Origin of the sequence: Erythrobacter sp. W302b (genome assembly GCF_046452395.1) — a bacterium.
Classification (GTDB): Bacteria; Pseudomonadota; Alphaproteobacteria; order Sphingomonadales; family Sphingomonadaceae; genus Erythrobacter.
Genome location: NZ_JBKFDH010000001.1, coordinates 2,473,695 through 2,498,012, shown reverse-complemented (window position 1 = coordinate 2,498,012; position 24,318 = coordinate 2,473,695). Strand labels below are relative to the sequence as shown.

24 protein-coding genes, 1 tRNA gene and 1 pseudogene are annotated in these 24,318 nt (G+C 66.5%); 5 read left to right on the top strand and 21 right to left on the bottom strand.

The window, feature by feature from the left end; translation table 11 throughout:
- Positions 1 to 92 precede the first annotated feature (92 nt).
- Positions 93 to 1,472, top strand: a complete 1,380-nt coding sequence (locus ACLBKT_RS11820) for a L,D-transpeptidase family protein (RefSeq protein ID WP_410183114.1) — start codon at positions 93 to 95, stop codon at positions 1,470 to 1,472.
- 18 nt (positions 1,473 to 1,490) lie between these two features.
- Here the strand turns inward: ACLBKT_RS11820 and ACLBKT_RS11815 are convergent, their stop codons facing one another.
- From ACLBKT_RS11815 to ispG, 7 genes are all read right to left on the bottom strand, one after another.
- Entirely contained in the window at positions 1,491 to 2,192 is a 702-nt protein-coding gene (locus ACLBKT_RS11815; protein ID WP_410183113.1) for a murein L,D-transpeptidase catalytic domain-containing protein, read from the bottom strand.
- A 69-nt stretch (positions 2,193 to 2,261) separates the two neighbouring features.
- The gene (locus ACLBKT_RS11810) at positions 2,262 to 3,185 is read right to left on the bottom strand and encodes a histone deacetylase (RefSeq protein ID WP_410183112.1); all 924 of its coding nucleotides are present in this window, start codon (positions 3,183 to 3,185) and stop codon (positions 2,262 to 2,264) included.
- 4 nt (positions 3,186 to 3,189) lie between these two features.
- Positions 3,190 to 3,735 (bottom strand): manganese efflux pump MntP family protein, encoded by a 546-nt coding sequence (locus tag ACLBKT_RS11805; protein ID WP_410183111.1) that lies wholly within the window; start codon positions 3,733 to 3,735, stop codon positions 3,190 to 3,192.
- A gap of 5 nt (positions 3,736 to 3,740) precedes the next feature.
- Positions 3,741 to 4,136 carry a type II toxin-antitoxin system VapC family toxin gene (locus tag ACLBKT_RS11800; RefSeq protein WP_410183110.1) on the bottom strand — a complete coding sequence of 132 codons (396 nt, stop codon included), beginning with the start codon at positions 4,134 to 4,136 and terminating at the stop codon, positions 3,741 to 3,743.
- Positions 4,133 to 4,390, bottom strand: a complete 258-nt coding sequence (locus tag ACLBKT_RS11795) for a type II toxin-antitoxin system VapB family antitoxin (RefSeq protein ID WP_410183109.1) — start codon at positions 4,388 to 4,390, stop codon at positions 4,133 to 4,135. Before ACLBKT_RS11795 ends, ACLBKT_RS11800 begins: the two co-directional genes overlap by 4 nt.
- A gap of 72 nt (positions 4,391 to 4,462) precedes the next feature.
- Entirely contained in the window at positions 4,463 to 4,960 is a 498-nt protein-coding gene (locus ACLBKT_RS11790) for a thioredoxin family protein (RefSeq protein WP_410183108.1), read from the bottom strand.
- Positions 4,957 to 6,105 (bottom strand): flavodoxin-dependent (E)-4-hydroxy-3-methylbut-2-enyl-diphosphate synthase, encoded by a 1,149-nt coding sequence (gene ispG, locus ACLBKT_RS11785; RefSeq protein WP_410183107.1) that lies wholly within the window; start codon positions 6,103 to 6,105, stop codon positions 4,957 to 4,959. Before ispG ends, ACLBKT_RS11790 begins: the two co-directional genes overlap by 4 nt.
- 222 nt (positions 6,106 to 6,327) lie before the next feature.
- Here ispG and ACLBKT_RS11780 point away from each other — a divergent pair, with 222 nt between their 5' ends.
- Positions 6,328 to 7,059: a hypothetical protein gene (locus ACLBKT_RS11780; protein ID WP_410183106.1), complete on the top strand. Its 732-nt coding sequence runs from the start codon at positions 6,328 to 6,330 to the stop codon at positions 7,057 to 7,059.
- A gap of 114 nt (positions 7,060 to 7,173) precedes the next feature.
- Here the strand turns inward: ACLBKT_RS11780 and ACLBKT_RS11775 are convergent, their stop codons facing one another.
- Both ACLBKT_RS11775 and ACLBKT_RS11770 read right to left on the bottom strand, forming a co-directional pair.
- Positions 7,174 to 8,124, bottom strand: coding sequence for an SDR family NAD(P)-dependent oxidoreductase (locus tag ACLBKT_RS11775; protein ID WP_410183105.1), 951 nt, complete (start codon positions 8,122 to 8,124; stop codon positions 7,174 to 7,176).
- Between the two features lie 16 nt (positions 8,125 to 8,140).
- Complete coding sequence (locus tag ACLBKT_RS11770; RefSeq protein WP_410183104.1) at positions 8,141 to 8,653, bottom strand: GNAT family N-acetyltransferase; 513 nt, start codon at positions 8,651 to 8,653, stop codon at positions 8,141 to 8,143.
- Between the two features lie 74 nt (positions 8,654 to 8,727).
- Between ACLBKT_RS11770 and ACLBKT_RS11765 the strand changes: the two genes are divergently transcribed.
- The gene (locus ACLBKT_RS11765) at positions 8,728 to 9,804 is read left to right on the top strand and encodes an isoaspartyl peptidase/L-asparaginase family protein (protein WP_410183103.1); all 1,077 of its coding nucleotides are present in this window, start codon (positions 8,728 to 8,730) and stop codon (positions 9,802 to 9,804) included.
- A gap of 98 nt (positions 9,805 to 9,902) precedes the next feature.
- Here the strand turns inward: ACLBKT_RS11765 and bla are convergent, their stop codons facing one another.
- The 8 genes from bla to ACLBKT_RS11725 form a co-directional block, all read right to left on the bottom strand.
- Positions 9,903 to 10,835 (bottom strand): class A beta-lactamase, encoded by a 933-nt coding sequence (gene bla / locus ACLBKT_RS11760; RefSeq protein WP_410183102.1) that lies wholly within the window; start codon positions 10,833 to 10,835, stop codon positions 9,903 to 9,905.
- On the bottom strand, positions 10,832 to 11,770 hold the full coding sequence (locus ACLBKT_RS11755) for an RDD family protein (protein ID WP_410183101.1): 939 nt from the start codon (positions 11,768 to 11,770) through the stop codon (positions 10,832 to 10,834). The genes bla and ACLBKT_RS11755 overlap by 4 nt, the downstream gene beginning before the upstream one ends.
- Positions 11,767 to 12,846, bottom strand: a complete 1,080-nt coding sequence (locus tag ACLBKT_RS11750) for a stage II sporulation protein M (RefSeq protein WP_410183100.1) — start codon at positions 12,844 to 12,846, stop codon at positions 11,767 to 11,769. Before ACLBKT_RS11750 ends, ACLBKT_RS11755 begins: the two co-directional genes overlap by 4 nt.
- A complete protein-coding gene (locus tag ACLBKT_RS11745) occupies positions 12,843 to 14,216 on the bottom strand; it encodes a DUF58 domain-containing protein (RefSeq protein WP_410183683.1) in 1,374 nt (457 codons plus the stop codon). Before ACLBKT_RS11745 ends, ACLBKT_RS11750 begins: the two co-directional genes overlap by 4 nt.
- A 4-nt stretch (positions 14,217 to 14,220) precedes the next feature.
- Positions 14,221 to 15,183: an AAA family ATPase gene (locus tag ACLBKT_RS11740; RefSeq protein ID WP_410183682.1), complete on the bottom strand. Its 963-nt coding sequence runs from the start codon at positions 15,181 to 15,183 to the stop codon at positions 14,221 to 14,223.
- The gene (locus tag ACLBKT_RS11735; RefSeq protein WP_410183099.1) at positions 15,183 to 16,454 is read right to left on the bottom strand and encodes a DUF4350 domain-containing protein; all 1,272 of its coding nucleotides are present in this window, start codon (positions 16,452 to 16,454) and stop codon (positions 15,183 to 15,185) included. Before ACLBKT_RS11735 ends, ACLBKT_RS11740 begins: the two co-directional genes overlap by 1 nt.
- Entirely contained in the window at positions 16,451 to 17,167 is a 717-nt protein-coding gene (locus ACLBKT_RS11730; protein WP_410183098.1) for a hypothetical protein, read from the bottom strand. Before ACLBKT_RS11730 ends, ACLBKT_RS11735 begins: the two co-directional genes overlap by 4 nt.
- An 83-nt stretch (positions 17,168 to 17,250) precedes the next feature.
- Positions 17,251 to 18,144: a prephenate dehydratase gene (locus ACLBKT_RS11725; protein WP_410183097.1), complete on the bottom strand. Its 894-nt coding sequence runs from the start codon at positions 18,142 to 18,144 to the stop codon at positions 17,251 to 17,253.
- Between the two features lie 118 nt (positions 18,145 to 18,262).
- Between ACLBKT_RS11725 and ACLBKT_RS11720 the strand changes: the two genes are divergently transcribed.
- The gene (locus tag ACLBKT_RS11720) at positions 18,263 to 18,955 is read left to right on the top strand and encodes a c-type cytochrome (RefSeq protein WP_410183096.1); all 693 of its coding nucleotides are present in this window, start codon (positions 18,263 to 18,265) and stop codon (positions 18,953 to 18,955) included.
- A gap of 44 nt (positions 18,956 to 18,999) precedes the next feature.
- On the opposite strand, the gene ACLBKT_RS11715 is transcribed toward ACLBKT_RS11720, so the two are convergent.
- Both ACLBKT_RS11715 and ACLBKT_RS11710 read right to left on the bottom strand, forming a co-directional pair.
- Positions 19,000 to 19,659, bottom strand: coding sequence for an RlmE family RNA methyltransferase (locus ACLBKT_RS11715; protein ID WP_410183095.1), 660 nt, complete (start codon positions 19,657 to 19,659; stop codon positions 19,000 to 19,002).
- Positions 19,646 to 20,890: a Ppx/GppA phosphatase family protein gene (locus ACLBKT_RS11710; RefSeq protein ID WP_410183094.1), complete on the bottom strand. Its 1,245-nt coding sequence runs from the start codon at positions 20,888 to 20,890 to the stop codon at positions 19,646 to 19,648. Before ACLBKT_RS11710 ends, ACLBKT_RS11715 begins: the two co-directional genes overlap by 14 nt.
- Positions 20,891 to 21,073: 183 nt before the next feature.
- Here ACLBKT_RS11710 and ACLBKT_RS11705 point away from each other — a divergent pair.
- Positions 21,074 to 21,147 (top strand) — tRNA-Gln (locus tag ACLBKT_RS11705).
- A 632-nt stretch (positions 21,148 to 21,779) separates the two neighbouring features.
- Here the strand turns inward: ACLBKT_RS11705 and ACLBKT_RS11700 are convergent.
- The gene (locus ACLBKT_RS11700) at positions 21,780 to 23,660 is read right to left on the bottom strand and encodes an alpha/beta hydrolase family protein (protein ID WP_410183093.1); all 1,881 of its coding nucleotides are present in this window, start codon (positions 23,658 to 23,660) and stop codon (positions 21,780 to 21,782) included.
- Positions 23,661 to 23,840: 180 nt separating this feature from the next.
- Positions 23,841 to 24,074 (bottom strand): annotated as a pseudogene (locus ACLBKT_RS11695) (tRNA-guanine transglycosylase); the annotation flags it as partial.
- Positions 24,075 to 24,318: the final 244 nt, after the last annotated feature.

The window sequence follows — 24,318 nt, the reverse complement described above, 5'->3', positions numbered from 1 at the left end:
TGGTTGATAGGAGCAAGGCTGAGAATGTATGCAGCTTGCGACGGTTATTGGTCGCGATCCCAAGCGGCACGGGGCGAAAAGGCAGTATCGAGATGAAGTTTCCCGGCAAATTGGCAGGTGGCATCAGCGCCGCAGCGCTGGTGGCGAGTGCGGCCTTGGCGCAGGAAAGCCGCCCGTCTGCGTCGGCCAATCCTGCGCCCGCGCGCAGCCAGAGCACCGGCAGTCCCGCGCCCGCCGCAGTTCCACCGCAGGGCGAATCCGTGGCCGAAGCCTTTGCGCAGCCGGTATTCGAACCGCTTTTGCAAGCCTGGACCGTGGCGCAGGCCACGCGGTTGGTCGCGGTGATCGAGGGGATCGGTGCCGAGGGGCTCGATCCCAAGGATTATGATCTCGAACCGCTCAAGGTGGCGCTGGCGTCCGGCCCGTCGAAGGAATTGAACGAGCTCGCATCGCAAAGCTTCGTGTGGCTGGTCGAAGATCTGCGTGACGGCCGCACGCCGATGGAGGCGCGCGAGCAGTGGTTCGTGGTCGATCCTGACCGGGATCTCTACCCCGCAGGCAAGGTCATGGCCGAAGCACTGGCGAGCGGCGATATCGCCGGCACGCTGGCCAAGCTGAACCCGACCCACCCCGATTACGCCAAGCTCAAGGCGGAACTCGCAGCAACGTCGGACGGGCAGACCGCCAAGCGCAAGCTGATCCGCGCCAACATGGACCGCTGGCGCTGGCTGCAGCGCGATCTCGGCTCGCAATACCTGATCACCAACGTGCCGGAATTTCAGCTGCGGTTGACGGTGAAGAACCGCATCATCAGCACCTACCGCACGATTGTCGGCAAGCCGGGCCGCACCGCGACGCCGCAGCTTGCCGAAATGGTTGAAGGCGTGGTGTTTAACCCGACCTGGACTGTGCCGCAGTCGATCGTGAAGGGCGAAGGCCTCGGCGCCCGCGCGCTTGCCAACCCGGCATGGGCCAAGCGCAACGGCTATGTCGCGACCAAGGGCGCGAACGGCTATATCACCGTCGTCCAGCAGCCCGGGCCAGGCAATTCGCTGGGGCAGATGAAGCTCGAAATGCCCAATCCCCACGCGATCTTCTTCCACGATACGCCGTCCCGCCACCTGTTCGCCGCCGAATTCCGCGCGCTCTCACACGGCTGCGTGCGGACCGAGCGCGCGCTGGAACTGGCGATGACGATGGCGATCCTCGGCAAGGGCGCGACCAAGGACGAGGCTGTGGCGATTTCAACCTCGGGCAAATACACCAAGGTGATGCTCGAAAAGCAGTGGCCCGCCTATATCACCTATTTCACGATGGCGTCGGACATCAACGGTCAGATGGCGACCTTCAAGGACATCTATGGGCGCGATACCAAGGTGCTTGCCAGCCTCGACAAGCCGCGGGTGCGCAACCGCACCAGCGTGCCGACCGACGAAGTGATCGTGATCGAGGATGATTTGCAGGACAGCTGAGCGGGCTGAGGCAGCGCCTTAGTAGGCGCTGATCGTCGGCCGGGGATAGAGATCGAGCGGCTGACGCTCGATCATCGCCAGTTCCGGCACCGGCTGGATGCTGCCGTCTTCCTCTAGCCCCAGCGAATCGGCGAACAGCAAGCGCCCGCCGGACAGGTGCATCAGCGCCATGCGGAACTGTTCCTCGCCCATCGCGAAGCACCCGTTGGAGCGCCCCAGACGGCCCCACTTTTCCAGATGGCTGCTCTCGGCATAATCGGCGCGGTGCATCACGATGTAGCGTTGCAGCGCGGCGTTGTTGCTCTCATCCAGCCCGCCGAGGCGCACCGAGGTGCCATAGCGGCCCTTGTACCATTCCCACGTGACGTAAGCCCCGCGGCTGGTCGCGTTGGAGCCTTCGGTGTTCGAGAACTGCTTGAGCCACCCGTCATGCTGCGGGTCGGAGCCCATGCCGTGGCTGACGTGGTACGACTGCACTTCGGCGCGTTCGAGATTGACGAAGTGGAAGCGCGGCTTCGCCGAATGGAGGCCGAAATCGGCGATCCCGACGATGTCATGCTTCCAGATCGCGTTGCCCGCGCGCAGCAGCTCGCGCTTGGCGATGTCGAAAAGGATGCGATCACGCGGAGAGCCGGGGGCGACGGACGCGAACAGGCGGGATGGCAGCGCCAATGCTGCCCCCGCTGCCAGAGTGCCCTTCAGAAGATCCCGACGCTTCATTGCGCCGTAACGTAAACCGCGCTGCTTGCGTTCCCAATGGGGTGGCCAACGGTTTATCGTATCTATGGCTCACTTCGTGGAGGATGGCTCCGGAAACGCGCTGTTTGCTGCGGCCATTGTCAGCATCGAAGCCGCATGGCGGGCGGCGACGATGCGCGGATCATCGCCGTAACCACCCCCCAACGCGCTCGCAACCACCACGCCACGACTGCGGCACGCGGTGACAACGAAGCGGTCTCGCAGCGCCAGTCCGGCATCGGTCAGGGCCAGCCGCCCCAGCTTGTCTGCATGATGGGGATCGACCCCGGCCTGATAGAGCACGAAATCGGGCGCGAATTCGGCGAACACCTCCGGCAGGTGGCGGGTGAGCGCCTCCATGTAGCCATCGTCGTCCACCCCGTCGGGCAGGCCGACATCGCGGCTCGATCGCGCCTTCCTGACCGGGAAGTTCTTCTCGGCGTGGAGCGAGAGGGTGAAGATGTCCTCCCGCCCCGCCGTCAGACTGGCGGTGCCGTCCCCCTGATGCACATCGAGGTCGACGATCAGCACCCGCGCCGCGTGACGCTCGGCAATCAGGCGGTTGGCGGTGACGGCGAGGTCGTTGAACACGCAGTACCCCGCGCCGGTGTCATGCAGCGCATGGTGGCTCCCCGCGGCGGAGTTGGCGGCGTAGCCATGCTGGCGGGCGAGCTGCGCGGCGAGCCAGGTGCCGCCGTTGGTGTGGCGCACGCGGCTGGTGATCGCGGGGGTGACGGGAAAGCCGATCCGCCGTTCCTTGGCGCGCGGGACTTCGGCGCGGAAGACCTCGTCGACATAGTCGGGGCAATGCACCGCCTCGAGCCATTCGCGCGGCATGGGCTCGGGGGCGTGTTCGGTGATCGGCGCTCCGCTCGCGCGCAGCTCCTCCATCACGAGGTAATATTTGTCGAAACGGAACGTCCCCCGCTCCGGCCGGGGCGCCATGTAGTCGGCATGGTGGACGACGTGGAGCACGCGGTTACAGCCAGCCGGAATGCTCGGCGAGGATCTTCACCCCTAGCCCAATCAGGATCACGCCCCCGATGCGCTCGGCCCATTCGCCCCAATGATCGCCGGCCCGCCGGCCCAGCACCACCCCCGCGCCGCTCATGACGAAGGTGACGATCCCGATCAAGGCGACCGCGAGCCACGGCGATAGGCCGAGCGTCGGCAGGGTGATCCCGGCGGCCAGCGCGTCGATGCTGGTGGCCACGCCGGCGATCAGCAAGGTGCGCCCCGTCAGCGCGCGCGCGGCTTCCTCCTCGCCGACATGCCCGCCCAGCATCCGCACCCCGAGGAAGGTCAGCAGACCGAAGGCGATCCAGTGATCCACTGCCTCGACATAGATCAGCGCCACCGCGCCGATCACCCACCCGGCGAGCGGCATCAGCGCCTGAAACACCCCGAAGGTGAGCGCAATGGCCAGCCCCCCGCGCGGTGATGGCCGGAACCGCGCACCTTGTGTGAGAGCGACGGCAAAGGCGTCCATCGCCAGCGCGAGGGCAAGGAGCAAGGCTTCGATCATGGCGGTCAGATTTCCAGCGCGGATTGGATGTCGGTTTTGCCGAAGTCATCGCCCTTGAACAGCAGCGGGGCGTTCAGCGATTTCGCCAGCGCATAGGCCATGCAATCGCCGAAGTTGAGCTGCGCCGGATGGCGACCCCTTCCAAACTTGCTGTGAGCGCCAATCGCAGCGGCGAGATGGTCGAGCGTAAAGGGCACGGTTTCGATGGCTAGGCTTTGCAGCACGCGCAGGGCTGAGGGCCCGTTCGGCCCGGTTTTCGATCTCAAGACGATTTCCAGCTCAATTGCGGTCGGCGCAGCAATAAAGACTTCATTCGCCGTGCTGACTGCGGTCAGGAGGTTGTCAGCATCCGGTTCGTCAAGCGTGATCGCGATAATTGCTGACGTATCGACGACGATCAACGCGGCAGCCCATGTTCGTCATAGCCAATGATCTCGTCCGGCGTGCGCGGATCAAGAATGGGCAGCTTGCGCACCTCCTCCTGCAATTCGCGCACAGCTTCGCGGATGCGTGCGGGGTTGCGGGCCGGGGAGCGGCGCTTGTCCAGTTCGTTCCTGACCGCCAGCCGGATGGCTGCGGTGAAACTCACCCCGGCCTGCTGAGCGAGCTTGCGCACCAGCCGGTCGGTCTCTTCGTCCTTGATGCTGAGCGCCATGGGTGCTGCCTCCGTTCTAGACAGTATAGAAAGCAGCAGCCGCAATGCAAGGCGTCGCCCGAGCTGGCGGCGCTAGCCGGACTCGCCCGCCAGCGCTACCAATTCCTCAAAGATCGCATCCTCGCTGCGGCTGGCGGCGTTGCGCCAGCTGGCGGCGGTGTCGAGGTTCACGGCGCGGCCCTCGGCGGTCAGCACCAGCAGGGCCGGGGTGCCGGGCATGTCTGCCAACCCGAAGCGGCGCGCGATGTCGAGATTGCGGCCCTCGCCCGTCTGCGGCGTGCCGACATCGACAAAGACGACGTCATAGGCCTGCGCGGTAAGCGCGGCGAAGCGCGGTGTTTCCAGCCATCCGGCGAGCGCGCGGCTATCGTGACACCAGTTCGCGCCCAGCACCAGCAGCACCCGCTTGCCCGAGGTGGCGGCGCGGGCAAGCGCGGCGTCGACTTCGGCGGTTGCATCGGCGGTGGCAGAATAGGCGCGCGCTTCGGGATGGGCCGCAGCAGCATCACCCGTCGTCGCGCAGGCGGCCAGCGCCAGCGCCAGACATGCGGCCATCGCAGCGCGGATCACTCGGCGGCTTCGGCGGGGGTCGCGTGGGGATCGAAAGCGGTGGCTTCGCCCGCTTCGATCGCGGCGGCCTTTTCCTCGACCAGCTTGACGATGTGATCAAGCATCGCCTCGTCATCGATCGCGTGGGCCTTCATGCCGCTGAGGTAGACCATGTGCTTGCCATTGCCGCCGCCGGTGAGGCCGATATCGGTCTCGCGCGCTTCGCCGGGGCCGTTGACCACGCAACCGAGCACCGACAGGCTCATCGGGGTCTTGATGTGTTCGAGCCGCTTTTCCAGCGTTTCGACCGTGCGGATCACATCGAAGCCCTGCCGCGAGCAGGACGGGCACGAGACCACCCGCACCCCGCGCGTGCGCAGGCCCAGGGCCTTGAGCATGTGGTAGCCGACCTTGATCTCTTCCTCCGGCTCGGCGGAAAGGCTGACGCGGATCGTGTCGCCGATGCCCGCCCACAGCAGCGAGCCCATGCCGATGCTGGATTTCACCGTGCCGCCGATCAACCCGCCCGCTTCGGTGATGCCGAGGTGCAGCGGGCAATCGACCGTTTCGGCCAACCCGTGATAGGCCGCGACGGCGAGGAACACGTCCGAGGCTTTCACCGCCACCTTGTATTCGTGGAAATCGTGATCCTGCAGCAGCTTGATGTGATCCAAGGCGCTCTCGATCAGCGCTTCGGGGCAGGGCTCGCCATATTTTTCGAGGAGGTCTTTCTCAAGGCTCCCGGCGTTGACGCCGATGCGGATCGCGCAGCCATTGGCCTTGGCGGCGCGCACCACTTCGGCGACGCGCTGGGCCGAGCCGATATTGCCCGGATTGATGCGCAGGCAGGCCGCGCCCGCATCGGCTGCTTCGAGCGCGCGCTGGTAGTGGAAGTGGATGTCGGCGACGACCGGAATGCGGGCGCCGCGGGTGATCTTCTTGAAATCGCGGGTCGATTCCTCGGTCGGGCAGGAGACGCGGATAATGTCCGCGCCCACGTCCTCGCAGCGCCGGATCTGGTCGAGCGTCGCCTTCACGTCTTCGGTGGGGGTGTTGGTCATGGTCTGCACGGTGATGGGCGCATCACCGCCTACGGGGACATTCCCCACCATGATCTGGCGACATTTGCGCCGTTCGATCGTGCGCCACGGACGGATGGAAGACATGGCCTGCCATATAGGCGGCAAAGCGTGGCGGGGCAATGACAAGCGCGGGGGTTCGGCGTGGGGCAGGCCTGTCTGCAAATCTTCCGACTGTCGCATATTGGCGCAGGGGCCGATTTGCCTGTTCGTGCGAGGCATGGCGCACGGTATTTGTGACAATACCGGGTCACACACCAGACGCAGTTGCGGGTTCGCTGCGCATCAGGACGGAATACGGCGATGATCATGATCGGCGATCTTTGGCGGACAAGTGTCGAGCTGGCACGGTCGCGCGCGCTGCACATCGCGCTGATGTGCGTGGTGCCCTATGCCTGCGTGCTGGTGGGTCTGGATGTCGCCGCGCATTATGGCGATGCGACCGGGGCCGCTTTGCCGACGCAGTTCTTCATGTCGCAGGATGGCTCCTTCGCGGAGTTCCTCGAGTATTCGCTGACCACGGCCTCGGCGGTGATGCTGTTCGTGCTGTGGCTGCGCACCCGGGCAATGGTTTATCTGACCAGCGCGGTGCTGTTCGTGTGGATGACGCTCGACAATTGGGGCGAGGTGCATGAGCAACTCGGCTTCACGCTCGGCGCGATGCTGCCGGTGATGGACTGGCTCCCGATGCAGCCGCATCACCTTGCCGAATCGCTGATCTTCGTGGTTGTCGGGGTGGTCTGGCTGGCCGGCATGGCGGTGGCCTTGCGACAGGCGGACAAGCGCGCCGCGATCCACGGTGCGCTGATCGCGGCCTGCATCGCCGGAGCGGCGGTGTTCGGCATCGCGGTCGACATGGCGACGTCGTGGGGCGATCACGCGCCGAATGTGCTCAACCTCTTCGCCTTTGTCGAGGACGAGGGCGAGTTCGCGATGATCGTGATCATGTTCGCGCTGAGTGTCGGGATCTTCGATGTCGAAGCGCGCCGCCTCAAAGGCGAGACCTCCGGGCAAGGCGCGCTGCGCACCGCCAGCGCTTGACCTGCCTCCCCGGAGCGGCGCTCTGTCGCGACAAGGGGGAGAGCGCGGCGGGTGTCGATGCCAAGTTTTGCGAAGGCGAGGCCGCCCCGCCCGTCGTCTTGGCGTTCCTGCCCGCTAGCTCGGGAACTTCGCCCCGGTCAGCTCCTCGCTCAGCTTCCACAGCTGGTCGGCATAGCTGGGGTTGAGCGCGTAGGAGCGCACCCCGCCGCTGGCCGATTCGTCATCCACTTCGGCGACGTGGCAGTCCTCGCAATAGACCCCGCCCTTGCCTTCCAGCTCAGGGGCCGTCGCCGCCCAGCAACTGGTCGCGGCGCCTTGCGGGATGGTCTTCCAGGCGAAGCTGGTATCGCGAGAGGAAATCCTCGCCATCAAGGCGTCGCGCATCTCCTGCGTCATATGGCGGCCAAGGTTGGTCTCGATCCCGCCGGGGTGCACCGCATAGGCGTGGATGCCCATCACCGCATAACGCGCCTCGATCCCGACCGAGAACAGCACATTGGCGGTCTTGGACTGGCCGTAGCTCGCCCACGGATCATAGGGGCGATGCACGAAATTGGGGTCGTCGAAATGCACCGGCCCCATATGGTGCCCGCGGCTCGACAGGTTGACGATGCGCTTGGCTGCTCCCGCTTCGATCAGCGGCATGAGTTCCGCCGTCAGCGCGAAGTGGCCCAGATGGTTGGTGCCGAACTGCCGCTCGAACCCGTCGGCAGTGTGTTCGAAGGGCGTGGCCATGACCCCGGCATTGTTGATCAGCAGGTCGATCCGGGTGAACCGCTGGCGCGCGCGCGAGGTTGCGGCGCGGATGCTTTCGAGCGAGGCGAGGTCGACCGTGATCGTATCAAGCTGTGCGTTCGGCACGGTCGCAAAAATCGCGGCAACCGCTTCGTCCAGCTTGGCCTGATCGCGCCCCGCCAGCACCACATGCGCGCCCCTGGCGGCCATCGCGCGGGCGGTTTCCTGCCCCAGCCCGGAATTGGCCCCGGTGATGAACGCCGTTTGTCCCGAGAGGTCGATGCCCTCCAGCACCTCGTCGGTGGTGCTGCTCCAGCCAAATGCGCTCATGGTCCCGCTCCTGTGATTATAGCTTCAATTCGTACAGAAATTCCGCGTCGAGCTGTGCGCCCACCTGAAAGGTGATATCAGCGATCTTGCCGAAACCATAGCGCTGGTAGAACCGCTGCGCGCCGAAATTCTCTGAATAAACCGACAGAAGGACCGCATCGTGCGACCTTTCGCGCGCCACGCTCAGCGCCCAGTCCATCAGCCTGGCGCCGATGCCGGTGCCGGTGTGGGTGGGCAGGGCGTAGAGCTGGCCCAGTTCGATCGGATCGCGCGCCTCGGTGTAGCGGGTGTAGTGGCTGGGGTAGCGCAGCTTGCAATAGGCGACCAGCGTGCCGTTCTCTTCGACCAGGCAGTGGGTGCAGCTGTCGCCCGCGATTTCCTCCGCGACCGGGCCGGGCGCGTGGACCTGCGCGAGAAAGGCGGCGAGGTCTTCGGGCGTGTAGAGATGCCCGAAAGCGGCGATAAAGGTTTCCGCGCCCAAGGCGGCAAGCGCAGGGGCATCGGCGAGAGTGGCGGGACGCAGGATCATGGCACCGCCCTAGCCTGCGCCGAGCGCGCTGTTAAGCTGGCGAAACGGTGAGCAGCGCGTTACACCTTGCGGCCATGAACAAACTGATCGCCGCTCTCACCCTCGCCCTGATCCCCGCCGCCGCCGTGGCTGAGGATGCCGCGCCGCCAGCCCCCAAGTGGTCGATTGCGATCCATGGCGGGGCGGGGACGCTCGACCCCAAGGCGATGACGCCGGAAAAGCGCGCGGAGTACGAGGCGGCCTTGCAGGTCGCGCTCGATGCCGGAGCGAAGGTGCTGGCCGAGGGGGGCAGCGCGATGGATGCGATCAAGGCCGCGATCATCCCGATGGAAGATTCCCCGCTGTTCAACGCAGGCAAGGGCGCGGTGTTCACCTGGGAGGGAACGAACGAGCTGGATTCCTCGATCATGGATGGCCGCGATCGTAGCGCCGGTGCGGTTGCCGGGGTGAAGACCGTGAAGAACCCGATCCTGCTGGCCGACACAGTTCGCACCGATTCCGAGCACGTGTTTCTGATGGGCGCGGGTGCCGAGGCCTTCGCGGTCGAGAAGGGCTTTGCCGTCACCCCGCCCGAATATTTCGCCACGCCCGCCCGGCGCGAGGCGCTGGAGCGGATGAAGGCGAAGCAGCTTTCCGCGCTCGATGTGGATCACAAGTTCGGCACGGTGGGCGCGGTGGCGCTCGATCAGAGCGGCAATCTGGCCGCGGGCACCTCGACCGGCGGGATGACCGGCAAGCGCTGGGGCCGCGTGGGCGATGCGCCGGTGATCGGCGCGGGGACCTATGCGGATAACCGCGCCTGTGCCGTGTCTGCGACCGGGTGGGGGGAGTACTTCCTGCGGGTCGGCGTGGCGCATGAGATTTGTGCGCGGTTGCGGGCGACCAACGAGGTGAAGGTCGCAATGGCAGAAGAAGGCGCTGCCGCCGAGAGCGTCCGCACCGAGGAAGCCCAGTATATCGCCGATGCTGTCATGGCCGATGTCGCCGGTCTCGGCGGCGATGGCGGCGTGATCCTCGTCACGCCCGAGGGCCACGCGATCTTCAGCTTCAACACCACCGGCATGTATCGCGGCCGCGCGACCAGTGCAGGAGTGCGCGAAGTGGGGATCTTTGGCGGTGAGGCGAAGGCTTCGGACACGCCGGATCACTAAAGCCCCTTCCCTTGAGGGAAGGGGTTAGGGATGGGCGCTCTGCCCTCTCGGAGGTGGGAGCCCCAACCCCTAGCCCCCTCCCCCAAGGGAGGGGGGACTTAGTAAATCTTCCCCACCAGCGGTAATCCCCGCTCCGGCTCGGCGAATTCCTTGATGATCCGGCCCACGCGCGACAGCGTCAGTTCGGCCCGCGCGGCCATGTCGTCATCGCCTTGGCGCGCGCGGAAATAGCAGGCGAAGGTGATCGGCGGCTGGCCCTTCGGCCCTTCGGCAAACCCGATGTCGATGTAATTGCCGTCCGTCCCGACCATGCCGCTGGTGCCGGTCTTGTCGCCGGCGACCCAGCCTTCGGGCAACCCCGCGCGGACGCGCTTGAGGCCGGTTTCGGTCGCGATCATCCAGCCCTTCAACTCCGCCCGCTCTGCTTCCGGCAGAACGTCGCCATAGACGATCTTGGCGACATTGCGGGCCATCGCAGCGGGCGTGGCCGTGTCGCGGAACTCCGCGGGCGGGACGATGTTCATCTCCGGCTCGTAACGGTCGAGGCGGCTCACCTCGTCACCGATGCTGCGCCAGAACGCGGTCAGCCCCGCAGGGCCGCCCAGATGGCGGAGCAGGATATTGGCTGCCGGATTGTCCGAGGTGATCTGCGTCGCCCGCGCCAATTCGCGCAAGGTTGCGCCGCTCGCCATCCGCTCGGTGGTGAAGGGCGCGTGGTGCAGCATGTCGGCCTCGGTCCAGGTCACATGCTTGTCCGCATCGATTAGGCCTGCGGCATGACGCTGGAGCAGCAGCGCGGCGAGCGAGAGCTTGAAGGAGGACGCGTGGCCGAAGCGACGGTCGCTGTTCAGGCCGAGCGCCATGCCGCTGACGGTGTCGAACAGCTCGACGCCCAGCGTGCCGTTCCCCGCCGCCTCAATCAGCCGCAGCTCAGCCGCCAACCGGCCCATCGGGCTCTGATCGGGCGGAATGCAGGCGCTTGCCCCGAGAGCGAGGGTGCCGCCGAGGAAGAGTCGCCGATCCAGTTTCATGAGAACTTGTCCGCTTTCCGCTTGCCGAACCGCATGTCGGCCTCCAACCGGCTGCGCAATTGCGCATAGAACGCCTCGAGGAAAGCCCTTTCGTCGCCCGCGCCGGGGTCCCAACCGATCTTGCGGCAGATCGTGGCGTGCACGGCCTTGAGCGCATCGGGCTGGGAATCGCGCAGCAGCCGCTCCAGCGTCTGAAGCTCGCGCTCGCCATAGATCGAAAGCTCCGCATCGCCGAAATCATAGCGCACGCCCGTGACCTCGCTGGCACCCGCAGCTGCGGCGGCGCCCTGCGTGCTGAGCACGGCGGCCAGACGGGTGCGCGGACGTTCCACCACCCAGGTCCCGGCCACGATGTCGCCCGCGCGCAGGCCATCGCGGTTGAAGAACGGGAACAGCATGAACAACAGCAGCCAGCCGGACAGCACAATGCCGAGCGCGCCGACATCTTCGCCCTGACTGCTTAGCCCGACGAGGATCAACAGCGCGATCAGCGGGTAGAAGACCTCGATATCGCGCAGCAGATTGCGCGCGATGACCGCCTCGGGCGTCAGGCGCGCCCCGCCGCGCGCGGCGATGCGGATGCCGACCAGCCGCTTGCCCAGCGTCGCGCCGCGCGGGCCGAGCTCCTGCACCAGGAAATAGCCGTACCACGCGGCAAAGCCGATCAGCACAGAGGTGATCACCAGAAACTCCGCCGATCCCGGCAAGCCTTGCTGGGGATCAAAGCCGATCCCCTCGACCACGCCCTTGAACAGCTCCTGCATCACCCACTGGAAGGCGATCAGGCCGATCACGATGATCACCATGTCGATGATCAGCGCCCCGGCCCGGGCCCCGCGTGAGGCGAGGGTAAGCGGCAGCGCCAGCCCTTCGGGTGTGATCAGCGTCCGGGCGCGCTTGTCCGGCTTGGCGGTGGCGGTGGCGGCTTTGCTCATGCGGTCTCCGCCCCGGCGACGTCACCGGTGATGCGCGGGCGGTAGAGGATGAAATAGCTGAGCCAGAACGCCAGCATCGTCCCGCCGATCATGAACCGGCCGGCGGTGCCATCGACCAGCTGGCGCGGGAAGGCCTCAAGCAGTGCGGCGACGATCATCATGATCACCACGCCGACCATCACCACCGCCGAGCGCCGCCCGGCCGCCGCCGCTGCTTCGAGCACCGGGCGCTTGCCGGGGAAGGCCATCGCCCGCCCGATATGCAGCCCGGCTGCGCCCGACAGCAGAATGCCGAACAGTTCGGTGGTGCCGTGGACGGAGAGCCAGGCGGCCAGCTCGACCACTAGCCCCTGCCCGTCGAACAGCCACAGCAAGGCGCCCAGCAAGGCCATGTTGTGCACCAGCAGCAGCAGCGACGGGATGCCGAAGGCGAAGCCCAGCGCGAAGGCGAGGATGCACACGGCCGAATTGTTGCCGAACAGCTGCGCGGCGAACGCCGACAGGCCATTTGCGCTGTTCTCGGTCGCCAGGGTGGCGAGCAATTGTTCGCGGCTGGCACCGGGCACGCGGGCCTCGCCGAAGCCGGCCGGGAACAGGCGGTAATACCACGCCTCGTCCTGCGCCACGAGCAGCCAGCCGACCACCGTGCCTGCCACCATCACGAACAGCGCGATGCAAATGTCGAGCCACAGGCTCCGCACCGCGCGGCTCCAGCCGCCGAAAATGAAGCTTCGAAACCAGCGGATGAACCCCTGCCGCGGGCCGTAAACCTGAAACCACGCACGCTGCACCAGCGCTTCGAGATAGGCGAGAGTCGCGGCGTCGAGCGACGTCTCGCGCGCCACCGAAAGCGAGGAGGCGGCGGTGCGATACAGCGCGGGCAGCGCGATCAGATCGGCATCGGGGATACGGCGCAAGCCCCCGCGCTCCATCCGCGCCAGAATTTCCTCCAGTCGCCGCCAGTCGCCCTCACGCTCCAGCCGGAAGCGATCGGACCGCAGCGCCGCGCTGGCGATATCGGGCGGCGCGGCGACCTGACCGCGCCCGAACCATGACGAGATGACCGGCGCCTTCACCCGATCGCCTCGCTGCTGCGGATCGCGAGATAGTGGTCGATCAGGCGCGGGCCGATGCTCTCCCACGGCGCCTCCAGCACGTCGATCCCCAGCCGCCGCAGCCGGGTCAGCACCAGCTTGCGCTGCTGGGCGAGGCTATCGGCGGTGACCGACCGGGCCAGCGTCGCGATATCGCCGGGCGGGGCGGTGATGAGATCCTCGACCTCGCTGTCGGTCATGGTGACGAACAGCACCAGATGCTTGCCCGACAAGCGGCCGAGGCTTTCCACCATCAGTTCCGCCGCGGTGGGATCGGTAAAGTCGGAGAACACCACCACCAGCGATCGGCGCTGGAGCCGCCCGGTCAGCGTGGCGAGCGCGAGCGTGAAATTGGGCTCGGCCGGTTGATAGTCGAGACCCGCCGCCGCGCTCTGCAAACGGTGGAAGGCGCGCGGGTCGGCGATGAAGGGCGTCATGATCTGCGGGGCTTGCGCAAAGCCGAACAAGGCGACCTTGTCTCCGCCCTTGAGCGCGACATAGGCGCAGGTCAGCGCGGCGCTGACCGCCCGGTCGATCCGCGGCAGGCCGTCCACCGGCTCGCACATCGCCTGCCCGCAATCGAAAGCGAAGACGATCTGGTTGTTGCGCTCGCTCTCGTTCTCGCGGGCGAACAGGCGGGTGTGGCGAGCGCTGGCCTTCCAGTCGATGCGGCGGCGGTCCATGCCGGGCTCGTATTCGCTCAAGGCTTCGAACTGGGTGCCTTCGCCCCGGATGCGGCGGGCGATCAGGCCGATCTGGGCGTTGCGCAGGAAGGCCTGCAAATCGGGGGAGCGCACCGGCGAGAGGTCGGGCCAGATTCGCACCACGCGGCCCAGCGGATAGTCAACCTGCCGCGCGCCCAGCCGCAACGGCCCTTCCCAGCGCATCCACGCCCGCTCAACCTGTGCCGTACCGCGCCGGGTGGGTGTGAGGATCGTCTCACCGCGCCAGCCTTCCCCAAACGGCTGCGGCGCGAGCGCGAGCGTCACCCGGCCCTCCGGTGCCAGCCGCGCGTCGCAGGCGAGCGCCGCCTCGGCACGCGCCGGCTGGCGACCTTTGAACCGCGCGGTGATGGCGAGCACGCTCGGCTGGCCGACTTCGATGTCCTCTGCCGTGCGGATGTCCCAGCCGTCGAGCCGCCCGGTCAGCACCGCGTCGAGCGCGATCAGCGCCACCAGCGTCAGCCCCAGCAGCGGCGCGATCACCCACGCGCCGGGAGAGGTCGCCGCGATCACCACCGCCACCGGCGCGAGCGCCGCCGCGATCCACGCCGCCCGCTCGGTCGGCGCGACGATCAGCAGCGGCCGCAAGGGCAGCAGCAGGATCCCGAGGACAAGGCGCAGGACGCGGATCACCTTACCGGGGGGCCTCGGTGCTTTCGACCAGTTCGGCGACCAGCGCCTCCATGTCGCGCCCCTCGATCTCGGCGGCCGGGCTCAAGGTCAGGCGGTGGCGCAGCACCGGCACGGCGAGCGCCTTGACGTCATCGGGGATCACATAGGCGCGGCCCTCCAGCGCGGCGCGGGCGCGGGCGGCACCGGCCAGCAGCACCGCCGCGCGGGGGGAGGCGCCCACGGTCAGCTCCGCATGGTCGCGGGTCGCGCGGATCAGGCGTACGACGTAGCGGGTGATATCCTCGGCGACCGCGACCTGCGCCAGCGCCGTGCTCGCCGCGACCAGACCGGCGGCGTCGGTCACGGCGGTCACGCCCAGATCGGCAGGGCGCTGCGGGCCGGAACGCTGGCCATAGGTGGCGACGATCCGCGCTTCCTCGTCCTCGGCCGGATAGGGCACCAGCAGCTTGAACAGAAAGCGGTCAAGCTGGGCTTCGGGCAGGGGATAGACACCCTGGTTCTCGATCGGGTTCTGGGTTGCGACCACCATGAACCGTTCGGGCAGCTGGTGCGTCTCCCCGTCCAGCGTGACGCGGCGTTCCTGCATCGCTTCGAGCAGCGCGGCCTGGGTCTTGGGCGGGGTGCGGTTGATCTCGTCCCCCAGCAGCAGATCGCAGAAGATCGGCCCGCGCGTCAGCGTGAACTGGCTGGTCTGGAAGTTGAACAGGTTCGACCCGAGGATATCGCCCGGCAGCAGATCGGGCGTGAACTGGATGCGCCCGAAATCGAGCCCCAAGGCGGTGGCAAAGCTCTGCGCAAGGAAGGTCTTGGCGGTCCCCGGCGGGCCTTCCAGCAGCACATGGCCTTCCGCCAGCAATGCGGTCAGCAGCATGTCGACCATGTTGTCCTGCCCGACGATCGCCTTGGCGATTTCGGCGCGGATGGCGCCTGCGAGGCTGCGGACGTCGTCGAGTGTCATGGTCATCATTGTCCCTGCGATAACTTGGCGTTGAGGTCGTCGAGGCTTTGCGCGGCGGCCAGAATGTCGGCGGGTTTCGCCGCCGCTTCCAGCCGTGCGGCGCGGCGGGTGAAGGGTTCTTCCTGCGGCAGGCGGCGGGCGAGCGCTGCGTCGATCGCCTGCGGATCGGGCCGGGCGAGGCCGAGCCGGTCGGCGATTCGCCGCGCGGAAAGGGCGGCATAGGGCGCGCCCAGCAGCCCGAACCGCCGCGCGCGCAGGATCAGCCCTGCGCCATTGGCGATCAGCTGGCGCTTGCCGAAGGCGATGTCGGGCCCGGCAGGCGCAGCCGGTGGGCCAAAGCGCTGGAACGCGCGCCACCCGACGATCAGCAGCGCCACCAGCAGGCTCAGCGTCGCCGCCAGAAAGGGTGGGCGGAAGGCGAGCGTCAGCAGGTTTTCCGACGCGCCAAACCCGTTCAAGGTCATGTCGAAGGTGACTTCGTACACGTCGGCATCATTCGCCAGCCAGTCCACCAGCGCCACGGCCGCAGCGGCGCGGTTGGCGTCGGCAAGGCCGTAATTGTTCGCAAGGTCAGGCTCGGCGAGAAAGACCACCGGATAGGCCGGGTTGTCATCGTCAATCCCTTCGCCGGGGTTGACCCAAAAGGCGAGCGCGCGGCCTTTGGCATCGGCGATCAGCACGTCGTGCGCGGCTTCGGGCACGGCATACATGGTGGTGGAGGTCGGCAAGCGTCCGGCAAGGTCCAGCCCGCTCCAAGGGTCCCCGGCGGCGCTTTCGGCGTCCTCGGCCACTTCGTGGCTGAACCGATAGGGCTTGGGCAGGTCGGCTGGCCACTCCGTCGCTTCCGCCCCGTCGAGGATCACCCAGCCGCGCTTGAACTTGTCGCGGGCTTCGGAGGGGAGCTGGTTCGACGGCGGCATGGCGAACCATTTGGGCACTATCACGAGCGTGGGGCCAAGAAAGGTGCGGTTTTCGAGGATTTCGGCGATGGCCTCGCCATCACCAAAGGCCGGAGGGGTCAGCACCAGCAGGCCGCTGGTCTCCAGCCCCTGCGGGCTGCGCGACCGGGCGACGTCATAATTCGCCGCCTCGAGCAGCCGAACGAGACCGGCATAGCCGTTCAATCCGTTGCTGGCGGCATGGGCCTGTCCTTGCCCGCGCGTTCCGCCGAAGTCCTCGCCCGCGCCGATCAGATAGAGCGCGGCAAGGAACAGCGCGAAGCCGCCCACCACCAGCGCCAGCACCCCGCCGCGCGAAAAGGCTGCGCCGGACGTCATGCCGCTCGCCCCAGCGGCGTCCCGCGCGGATCGATCCGGGCAAGCGCGAACTCGGCATAGGCGGCGCGCGCCGCCTCCCAATCACTGCGGTCGAGCCTGCGCAGCGCAAACAGCGAGCGTTCGACCCGCTCGGCAATCACGCCGAAAGCCGTGCGCGCGCTGTCTGGCAGAGCGGGGAGCGCGGCGAGCTCGCGCGCGGTGCTCGACGGTTCGACCCAATCGGGCCGCGCCGCCGCGATCTGGCCAACGCTGCGCTGAAGCAGCAGGTGGGTCGCCGCCTCGAACTGCCCTTCGGCGGCGAGCCGGTCGGCATCTTCGAGCAGGGCAAGGCTGGCCGCCTGATCGGGTTGCCACGTGTTATCGGCCCCCGCATCCGACGCAGCGGATTGGGCGCGGCGGAAAAAGCTCGGATCGATCAGCCGCACCAACAGCACGAGCGCAAACAGCCCGACCAGTCCCAACACCACCCATTGCAGCCACCACCACGAACCGCCCAGCGCAGCCCCCGCCGGCGCCAGCCATTCGGCAAGCACTTCACCAAAGGCGTTCAACAGGCGTTCCAGCCAGCTTGGCTCGGGCGGTGTGATGGGGGGGATTTCGACCGGGGCGAACTGGACATTGCCCTCGGCATGCAGCGCGTCCCATCCGACGGGAGCCGATCCGCCTGAATTGGCTATTGGTTCGGAAGGCGAAGAAGCGGCCGCTGCGGTCATCCACCGTTGGTGGTGGCACGCCATGTGCGCGCGCGCAACGGGAAACAGCGCGGCGGCCGCGCTATCCGCGCCTTAGCCGCGCCTTAGCCTCTGGCGCGAGCCTGTTGGTAGCTGCCCAGAATGCGCAAGACCTTGGAATGAAACGCACATTCTTCCAGCGCGCGGTCCACCGCCGGATCACCCGGCGCGCCGATGATGTCGGCGTAGAAGGTGGTGGCGGCAAAGCTGGTGCCCTGCTGATAGCTTTCCAGCTTGGTCATGTTGACCCCGTTGGTCGCGAACCCGCCCAGCGCCTTGTAGAGCGCGGCGGGGATGTTCTTCACCTCGAAGATGAAGGTGGTCATCACCGGCTTGCCCGCAAGCGCGCTGTCGGCCAACGGCTGCTGCGCGAGGATCACGAAGCGGGTCATGTTGTCCGCGCTGTCCTCGACATTGTGCTCGATGATCTGGAGACCGTAGAGCTCGGCGGCGAGGGCGGGGGCGATGGCGGCCACAGTGGGATCGCCGCGCTCGGCGACATAGGCCGCAGCGCCAGCGGTATCGGCGTGGCTCAGCGGCACGATCCCGCGCGCCCGCAGATAGTGGCGCGACTGCCCGAGCGCCTGGGGGTGGCTGTAAGCGGCCTCGAACGGCCCCGCTCCCAGCGCCATCAGCGCATGGTGAATCGGCATGAAATATTCGCCGATGATGTGCAGCCCGCTTTCAGGCAGCAGGAAATGGATATCGGCGACCCGCCCGTGCTGTGAATTTTCGATCGGGATGATCGCTTGCGCCGCCCGCCCGTCCTTCACCGCTTCCAGCGCGTCTTCGAAGCTGAAGCACGGCAGCGGCAGCATATCGGGCCGCGCTTCGGTGGCGGCGCGGTGCGAATTGGCCCCCGGCGAGCCCTGAAACGCAATCGTGCGCGCAGGCTCCGCCAAGGCGGCGGCGCGCATCTGGTCGACGATGGCAAGGGCAGGGCCGGGAAAGGATCGCATGGTGCAAGCCGCCTAGAGGCGCAGGCGCGCAGGCACAAGCCCGCTTGCAAAAGGTGCAAGAATTCGTGCCACGATCAGTCTTGCGCGCCTCGGCTGGCGACACTATGAGCCGCCCGGGATGACACAGGATAACTCTTCGCAGGATAACGCGGCCAGCCAGACCGGCGGTGGCGATCTGTTCAACACTGCCGCAGGCTGGGTGCTGTTCGCGGGCGTCGTGGGCCTTGGGCTCGTGCAGCTTTCGAAAGGCTATTTCCACGGCGACAAGCCGGAGCGGCCCGAAAAGCTCGGCTACGTGATCGAAGGCGCGGTCGAAGAAGGCGCGGGCCCGGCGGAAGCCTCGATTGCCGATGCGCTGAACGCCATGCCCGCCGCCGAACTGGTCGCTGCGGGTGAGAAGGCCTTCGCCAAGTGCCAGAGCTGCCACACCATCAATGCGGGCGGCGCCAATGGCATCGGCCCGAACCTTCACGGTACGATGGGCAAGGCCGTGGCCAGCCACGCCGGGTTTGCCTACAGCGCCGAGCTGAAGGCTGTGGGCGGCAATTGGGACTGGGACAAGATGGATGCCTGGCTCAAGAACCCCAAGGGCATGGTCCCTGGCACCAAGATGAGCTTCGCCGGTCTCGGCAAGGTGGAAGATCGCGCCGCGATTGCGGCCTACCTCAACGCGCAGGGGTCGAACCTGCCGTTCCCGGCTGCTGCTGCACCTGCGGCCGCGGCTGAAGGTGAAGCCGCTGCTGCCGAAGGCGAGGCGGAAGCTGTCGCCACGGCCGAGGCTGGCACCGATCCGGCGGCTGCGGCGGAATAAGCATCACGGGCGGGCGGCATCAGGCCGCCCCCTCTCCCCACACGTCAGCCCTTGAACCCTTGGGCGATCACGTACCACTCCGACGAGCCCTTGCGGCTCGCCGGGGGTTTGGCGTGTTTGACCTGCGTGAAGTTCTTTTTCAGCAGCGCCAGCAGATCATTGTCCGTCCCGCCCGCCAGCACTTTGGCGACGAAGGCCCCGCCCGGCGCGAGATTCTCGGCCGCGAACCACGCCGCCGCTTCGACCAGGCCCATCGTGCGCAGGTGATCGGTCTGCTTGTGGCCGACCGTGTTGGCCGCCATGTCCGACAGCACGAGATCGGGCGGCCCGCCCAGCGCGTCGGCGAGCTTGGCCGGGGCCTCATCGGCCATGAAGTCCATCTGGAAAATCGTCACGCCTTCGAGCGGTTCGACCTCCAGCAGGTCGATCCCCACCACTTCCGCCTTGGGTGATTTGGCGCGCACGACCTGCGACCAGCCGCCCGGCGCAATGCCGAGATCGACCACCCGCTTAGCGTCCTTGAGCAGGCCGAACTTCGCGTCGAGCTCGATCAGCTTGTAGGCCGCGCGGCTGCGATAGCCGTCGGCCTTGGCCTGACGGACGTAGGGATCATTGAGCTGGCGTTCGAGCCAGCGCACCTGGCTGGCGGTGCGGCCCTTGGCGGTTTTCACCCGCTTGCTCGGCGTCTTATCACCGCGGCTCATTGGGCGCCCGTCCATGGTTCTGGCCGCCGCGCTGCCGTTGCAACGCTTTGAGCGATCGTTCCGACTGACGCTCGGCCGCCATGATGCTGCGCAGGATTCCTTCGCGGATTCCCCGGTCTGCCACGCCCAGTCGCCGCGCGGGCCACAGGTCGAGGATCGCCTCAAGAATCGCGCAGCCCGCCACCACCAGATCGGCGCGGTCCTGCCCGATGCAGGGCAAGGTGGAGCGTTCATAGGGCGTCATCACCGATAGCCGTGCGCTGATTTCGCGCATCTCGCCAGAGGGCACGATCAACCCGTCCACGGCCTTGCGGTCATAGCTCGGCAGTTCGAGATAGAGGCTCGCCAGGGTCGTCACCGTGCCGCTGGTGCCGAGCAGGCGAATATCGTCATGCTGCGCGGCCCCCGCCACGCGGGCGGCGAAGGGGGCGAAGCTGTCGGCGACCATCTGCCGCATCTGCGCAAAGCGGGCGACGCGCGCGGCTTCGCTGTCCTCGGCGCGGCCGACTGTGTCGGTGAGCGAGACGACACCCCACGGCACGCTTTGCCAATCGAGAATGCGCGGCACCCGGCTGGCACCTTCGCCGACCGCTTCGACCAGCACCAGCTCGGTCGATCCGCCGCCAATGTCGAAGATCACGGCGGGGCCGGTGCCTTCTTCCAGCAGGATATGGCACCCCAGCACCGCCAGCCGCGCTTCTTCCTCGGCGCTGATGATGTCGAGCGCGATGCCGGTCTCGCGCCGCACCCGCTCGATGAAGGCGAGCCCGTTTTCCGCGCGGCGGCACGCCTCGGTCGCGACCGAGCGGGCGAGGCGGACATTGCGGCGCTGCAACTTGTCGGCGCAGATGTTGAGCGCACTCAAGGTGCGGTCCATCGCCGCGTCGGACAGGCGCCCGCTGGTCGCGAGGCCTTCGCCCAGCTTCACCACCCGGCTGAAGGCATCGATCACCGTGAAATCGCGGCCCGAAGGGCGGGCGATCAGCAGGCGGCAATTGTTGGTGCCTAGGTCCAGCGCGGCATAGGCCTCACCATGGCTGGCGGGCTTTAACGCACCAATATCGGCCAAGTCCGGCCTGGACCGGTCTGCGCCATTGCCTTTGGCACGGCCATTGGCTCTGGCATCGGGCTGAGGGGGGCGCTTGTAGCGGAAATCGACTACCTTGCCGGACTTGCCGCCCCGGTTTTTCCCAGCACTTCTATTCCTGTCCGGCGGGAGAGTTTCCGCCATGATCACATTACTTTCATATCACCCTGCGCGCGATGTGGGGCGCAGGGCACTTGGGACCAAGCTAACCCAAGCGCCGCGCAAGAGCAAGCAATGCAGGCGCAACGCGTGCTTGACCTTGCGCCGCAGCGAAACTAGGGAGCGCCTTCGTCGACGCCGCCGGACTTTGCTGGCGCGCCAGGCCAATGCCCCGTCCTCTAATGGTAAGAGAGCGGACTCTGACTCCGTCAATCAAGGTTCGAATCCTTGCGGGGCATCCAGCCATTTATCATGATTTCAAACGCTTATGCGTTGATCAGGACGCGACGGCGGTGTTCTGCCCAATCCCTTTGATTCCCACGAGTTTTCGTAGATTTCCTTGGTGTGCCCGCGACTCCTTGCAACACCGATGCAACATACGGAGCCGCAACGGCTGGGCAAATTCTAAGAGCCGGCAGGCAGCTTCACGCTCGTTTTTGCGAGCAGCGGGCATTCTGAAACCGACCCCAAGTCAGACGTTCAGTTGCGACCTTCGACTTCCTGAAAGTGGCCATCTGTTCATGGGGCTCGGAACAACTGAAATTGGGACATTGCGGTCATTCCTGCGCGGCCAGCACAGCGGCCGATTATGCCCCAAAACCTCACACCGATCGATGCGGGGACGGATGCTGCGGAGGCGGGACGTTAGCATATCGCCAAGGCAAGCGAGATCGAGTTGTGCTATGCCGTCTGAGGGATGGCCGGCAGCTCGTGATGGCCTGCACGCCGCGTTCATCATCTGTCAGAGCCTGTCGCGCCCTTCGGCATACCCGCGCGCGATCGCCTGATACATCCGCGCATTCATCAGGTTAGCCTCGGAGCAGTCCCGCTCGCGGATCAGGCGCGCCGGGCTTGTCGAGAGGGTTCCCGCCCTTCACTTGCTCGCCATCGACGCCTCAAGAAACGCGCCGATCTCGGCGAGCATCGAGGCGCGCACCGTGCTGTCGTCGAGCGCGTGCTGGAGATCCTCGTACTCGCGGTAGATCACGCGCTTGCCGGCCGCTTCCAGCGCCTTGGCCATACCTTGCGAATGGCGCACATCGACGTTGAGGTCGCGGGTGCCGTGGAACAGCGCGACGGGCGCTACAAAGCGGGACGCTTGCCGGCGCGGGCTGCCCGCCTCGACATGGGGGCCAGTGCCGACGAAATCGCGCACCAGTCGCGAATTGGTGTAGGCCTGCGCGTCTTCGGTGAGATAGCCCAGATCGCTTACAGGCGCGATGGCCACCACCGCCTTGAACAGAGCCGGATCGAGCACCTGCGACTGCAAAGCCGCGTAGCCGCCATAAGACCATCCGACGATGCCGAGCTTGTCGGGCTTGGCGATGCCCTCGCGCAGCAGCCAGCGGCCTGCATCATTGACGTCGCCGATCGCCGTGTCCCAAGCCTTGAAGCCGTTGCGCCCATACCATGCGTCGCCATAGCCGGAGGAGCCCCGGTAATTGGGCTGGAGCACGGCGTAGCCCTTGGCGGTGAAGTATTGCACCAGCCAGTCGAAGCCCCACTCGTCGCGCGCCGAGGGGCCGCCGTGGGGCAGCACGATGGCGGGCAGGCCCTTTCGGTCCGATCCGGGTGGCAGGGTGAGATAGGCCGGGATCATCGTCCCGTCCGCGGCCGGATAGGTCACCGGCGTCATTGTGCCCATGACCTTGCCTGTGAGCAGCTTGCGCACCCGAAGAATGGGTTCGAGCGTCCGTGCGGTCTTGTCAAAGAAGTAGACCATCCCCGGCTGGGTATCGCTCGACGCGATGAGCAGTAGCCGCTGCTCGTCCGCGCTTGCTCCGACGATGTTGATGATGGGCTGGTCGGATAGGGCCTTGCCCAGACCGGCGGCCAGCTTTTTCAGGTCGGGATCGAAATAGGCGACCTCCCGCTTCTCAGTGGCGAAGCTGACGCCGACCACGCGGCGCTTGCGGCCCACGCGGATCAACGAATCCACGTCAACATCCGACCGGGCAAGCAACGCCTTGCCCTGCCCGGTTCCGTCGAGGGCGACCTCGGCAATGGCATCATAGCCATCCCGGGAGAAAGAGCCGTAGGCAACATTGCGCAGGCTATCGACCGACAGGGGGACGAACGAGGGAGCCGCTGCATTGTCGATCTGGACCGCCGGGAAACTCTGCCAGTCGTTGCTGCCGCGCGGGCGATAGAAATAGACCCTCTCGCCCGTCAGGAGGCCGTTGCGATCGCGTAACGCGCGCACCTTGATCCTTACCCAGCCAAGTTCGTCCGCGACATAGCGCACAGCGAGTTCATCCGCGCCCTCGCGCACCCGTCGCTTCGCTGTCAGCACATCGACCAGATCGGTGCCGAAGCCACTCTTGTCGGAATAGGTACGCGTGGCGGCATTGGCTTCGGGTACATATTGCCGCGACATCAAAATCTGGCCCTGCTCGCCGCCAACATCGAGCGCGACGACATCGCCGCCATATTGCAGGACCTGAACCGCATCGTTGGACTGCCGCTGACTCAGATCCCTGAGATTGCTACCATCGTCGTTGACGGCGAAAAGCCGCTGGAACGGCACCAGAATGCCCGACGGCCCGTAATCCACGCCTGCAACCTGACAGACAAGACGGGACTCGGTCGCCCATTCGCACCAATCGATATCGGTTATCTGCTCGCGGTTGGTCGCGACCGGGCGTTCCTTGAGATCGCCTTGGAGGTCGATGACGTAGACGATCTCGGTGAAGGCCGGCCCGGCGGCGACATAGGCGATCTTGTTACCGGAGGGCGACAGGCTGATATGCAGCACGTCGGCTCTGGCCCCGAATCTGATGGCCGTCTCGTCCGTGACCACGGCCGGTTCCGCTGCCGCGGGAACTAGCGGTGCGATAATCGCAAGGCACAAAGTGGCGCGCAGCCTCTTCCATAATCGTGCCAGCATCATGCCCCCTCTGCGCCAGCCCTCAGACTAGCGCAGGGGAAGCGGTCTTCAAGCCCTCTTGTGAAGATAATCGCGGCGGAAGTCGCTAGCGAAGCTTGCGAATTGTCCGGCGGCGACGCTGTCGCGCATCCCCTCCATCAGGGCCTGGTAGAAACTGAGGTTATGCTCGGTGACCAGCATCGCACCGAGCATCTCGCCCGATTTGACGAGGTGGTGGATATAGGCGCGGCTGTAGGTGGTGCAGACCGGGCAGGTGCAGCGGGTGTCGAGCGGGCCTGTATCGGCGGGCAAGCAGTATCTTTTGGGCGAAAACGGCCCCGAGATGTTCGCGCCTCCCTCACGGATCCTTCGGCGCACGCGAGCCACAGCTTTCGGCGCAAGCAGACACTCAAGCACCTTCTGTTGAAGGGCAATTTCTGGTCGATAGGCGACGCATTGCTCGGCTGTGATCAACGGCAGCTAACGCGTTTTGTCACCCGAAAGCAGTCAGACAGCTACCCACCCAGCTGCCGTCATTAGCTTGCTC

Excerpts from the sequence above, each read along its gene's own strand:
- ACLBKT_RS11820 (WP_410183114.1), top strand. The coding sequence starts at position 93 with ATGAAGTTTCCCGGCAAATTGGCAGGTGGCATCAGCGCCGCAGCGCTG.
- ACLBKT_RS11815 (WP_410183113.1), bottom strand. The coding sequence starts at position 2,192 with ATGAAGCGTCGGGATCTTCTGAAGGGCACTCTGGCAGCGGGGGCAGCA.
- ACLBKT_RS11805 (WP_410183111.1), bottom strand. The coding sequence starts at position 3,735 with ATGATCGAAGCCTTGCTCCTTGCCCTCGCGCTGGCGATGGACGCCTTT.
- ACLBKT_RS11795 (WP_410183109.1), bottom strand. The coding sequence starts at position 4,390 with ATGGCGCTCAGCATCAAGGACGAAGAGACCGACCGGCTGGTGCGCAAG.
- ispG (WP_410183107.1), bottom strand. The coding sequence starts at position 6,105 with ATGTCTTCCATCCGTCCGTGGCGCACGATCGAACGGCGCAAATGTCGC.
- ACLBKT_RS11780 (WP_410183106.1), top strand. The coding sequence starts at position 6,328 with ATGATCGGCGATCTTTGGCGGACAAGTGTCGAGCTGGCACGGTCGCGC.
- ACLBKT_RS11775 (WP_410183105.1), bottom strand. The coding sequence starts at position 8,124 with ATGAGCGCATTTGGCTGGAGCAGCACCACCGACGAGGTGCTGGAGGGC.
- ACLBKT_RS11770 (WP_410183104.1), bottom strand. The coding sequence starts at position 8,653 with ATGATCCTGCGTCCCGCCACTCTCGCCGATGCCCCTGCGCTTGCCGCC.
- ACLBKT_RS11765 (WP_410183103.1), top strand. The coding sequence starts at position 8,728 with ATGAACAAACTGATCGCCGCTCTCACCCTCGCCCTGATCCCCGCCGCC.
- bla (WP_410183102.1), bottom strand. The coding sequence starts at position 10,835 with ATGAAACTGGATCGGCGACTCTTCCTCGGCGGCACCCTCGCTCTCGGG.
- ACLBKT_RS11755 (WP_410183101.1), bottom strand. The coding sequence starts at position 11,770 with ATGAGCAAAGCCGCCACCGCCACCGCCAAGCCGGACAAGCGCGCCCGG.
- ACLBKT_RS11740 (WP_410183682.1), bottom strand. The coding sequence starts at position 15,183 with ATGACCATGACACTCGACGACGTCCGCAGCCTCGCAGGCGCCATCCGC.
- ACLBKT_RS11735 (WP_410183099.1), bottom strand. The coding sequence starts at position 16,454 with ATGACGTCCGGCGCAGCCTTTTCGCGCGGCGGGGTGCTGGCGCTGGTG.
- ACLBKT_RS11730 (WP_410183098.1), bottom strand. The coding sequence starts at position 17,167 with ATGACCGCAGCGGCCGCTTCTTCGCCTTCCGAACCAATAGCCAATTCA.
- ACLBKT_RS11725 (WP_410183097.1), bottom strand. The coding sequence starts at position 18,144 with ATGCGATCCTTTCCCGGCCCTGCCCTTGCCATCGTCGACCAGATGCGC.
- ACLBKT_RS11720 (WP_410183096.1), top strand. The coding sequence starts at position 18,263 with ATGACACAGGATAACTCTTCGCAGGATAACGCGGCCAGCCAGACCGGC.
- ACLBKT_RS11715 (WP_410183095.1), bottom strand. The coding sequence starts at position 19,659 with ATGAGCCGCGGTGATAAGACGCCGAGCAAGCGGGTGAAAACCGCCAAG.
- ACLBKT_RS11710 (WP_410183094.1), bottom strand. The coding sequence starts at position 20,890 with ATGGCGGAAACTCTCCCGCCGGACAGGAATAGAAGTGCTGGGAAAAAC.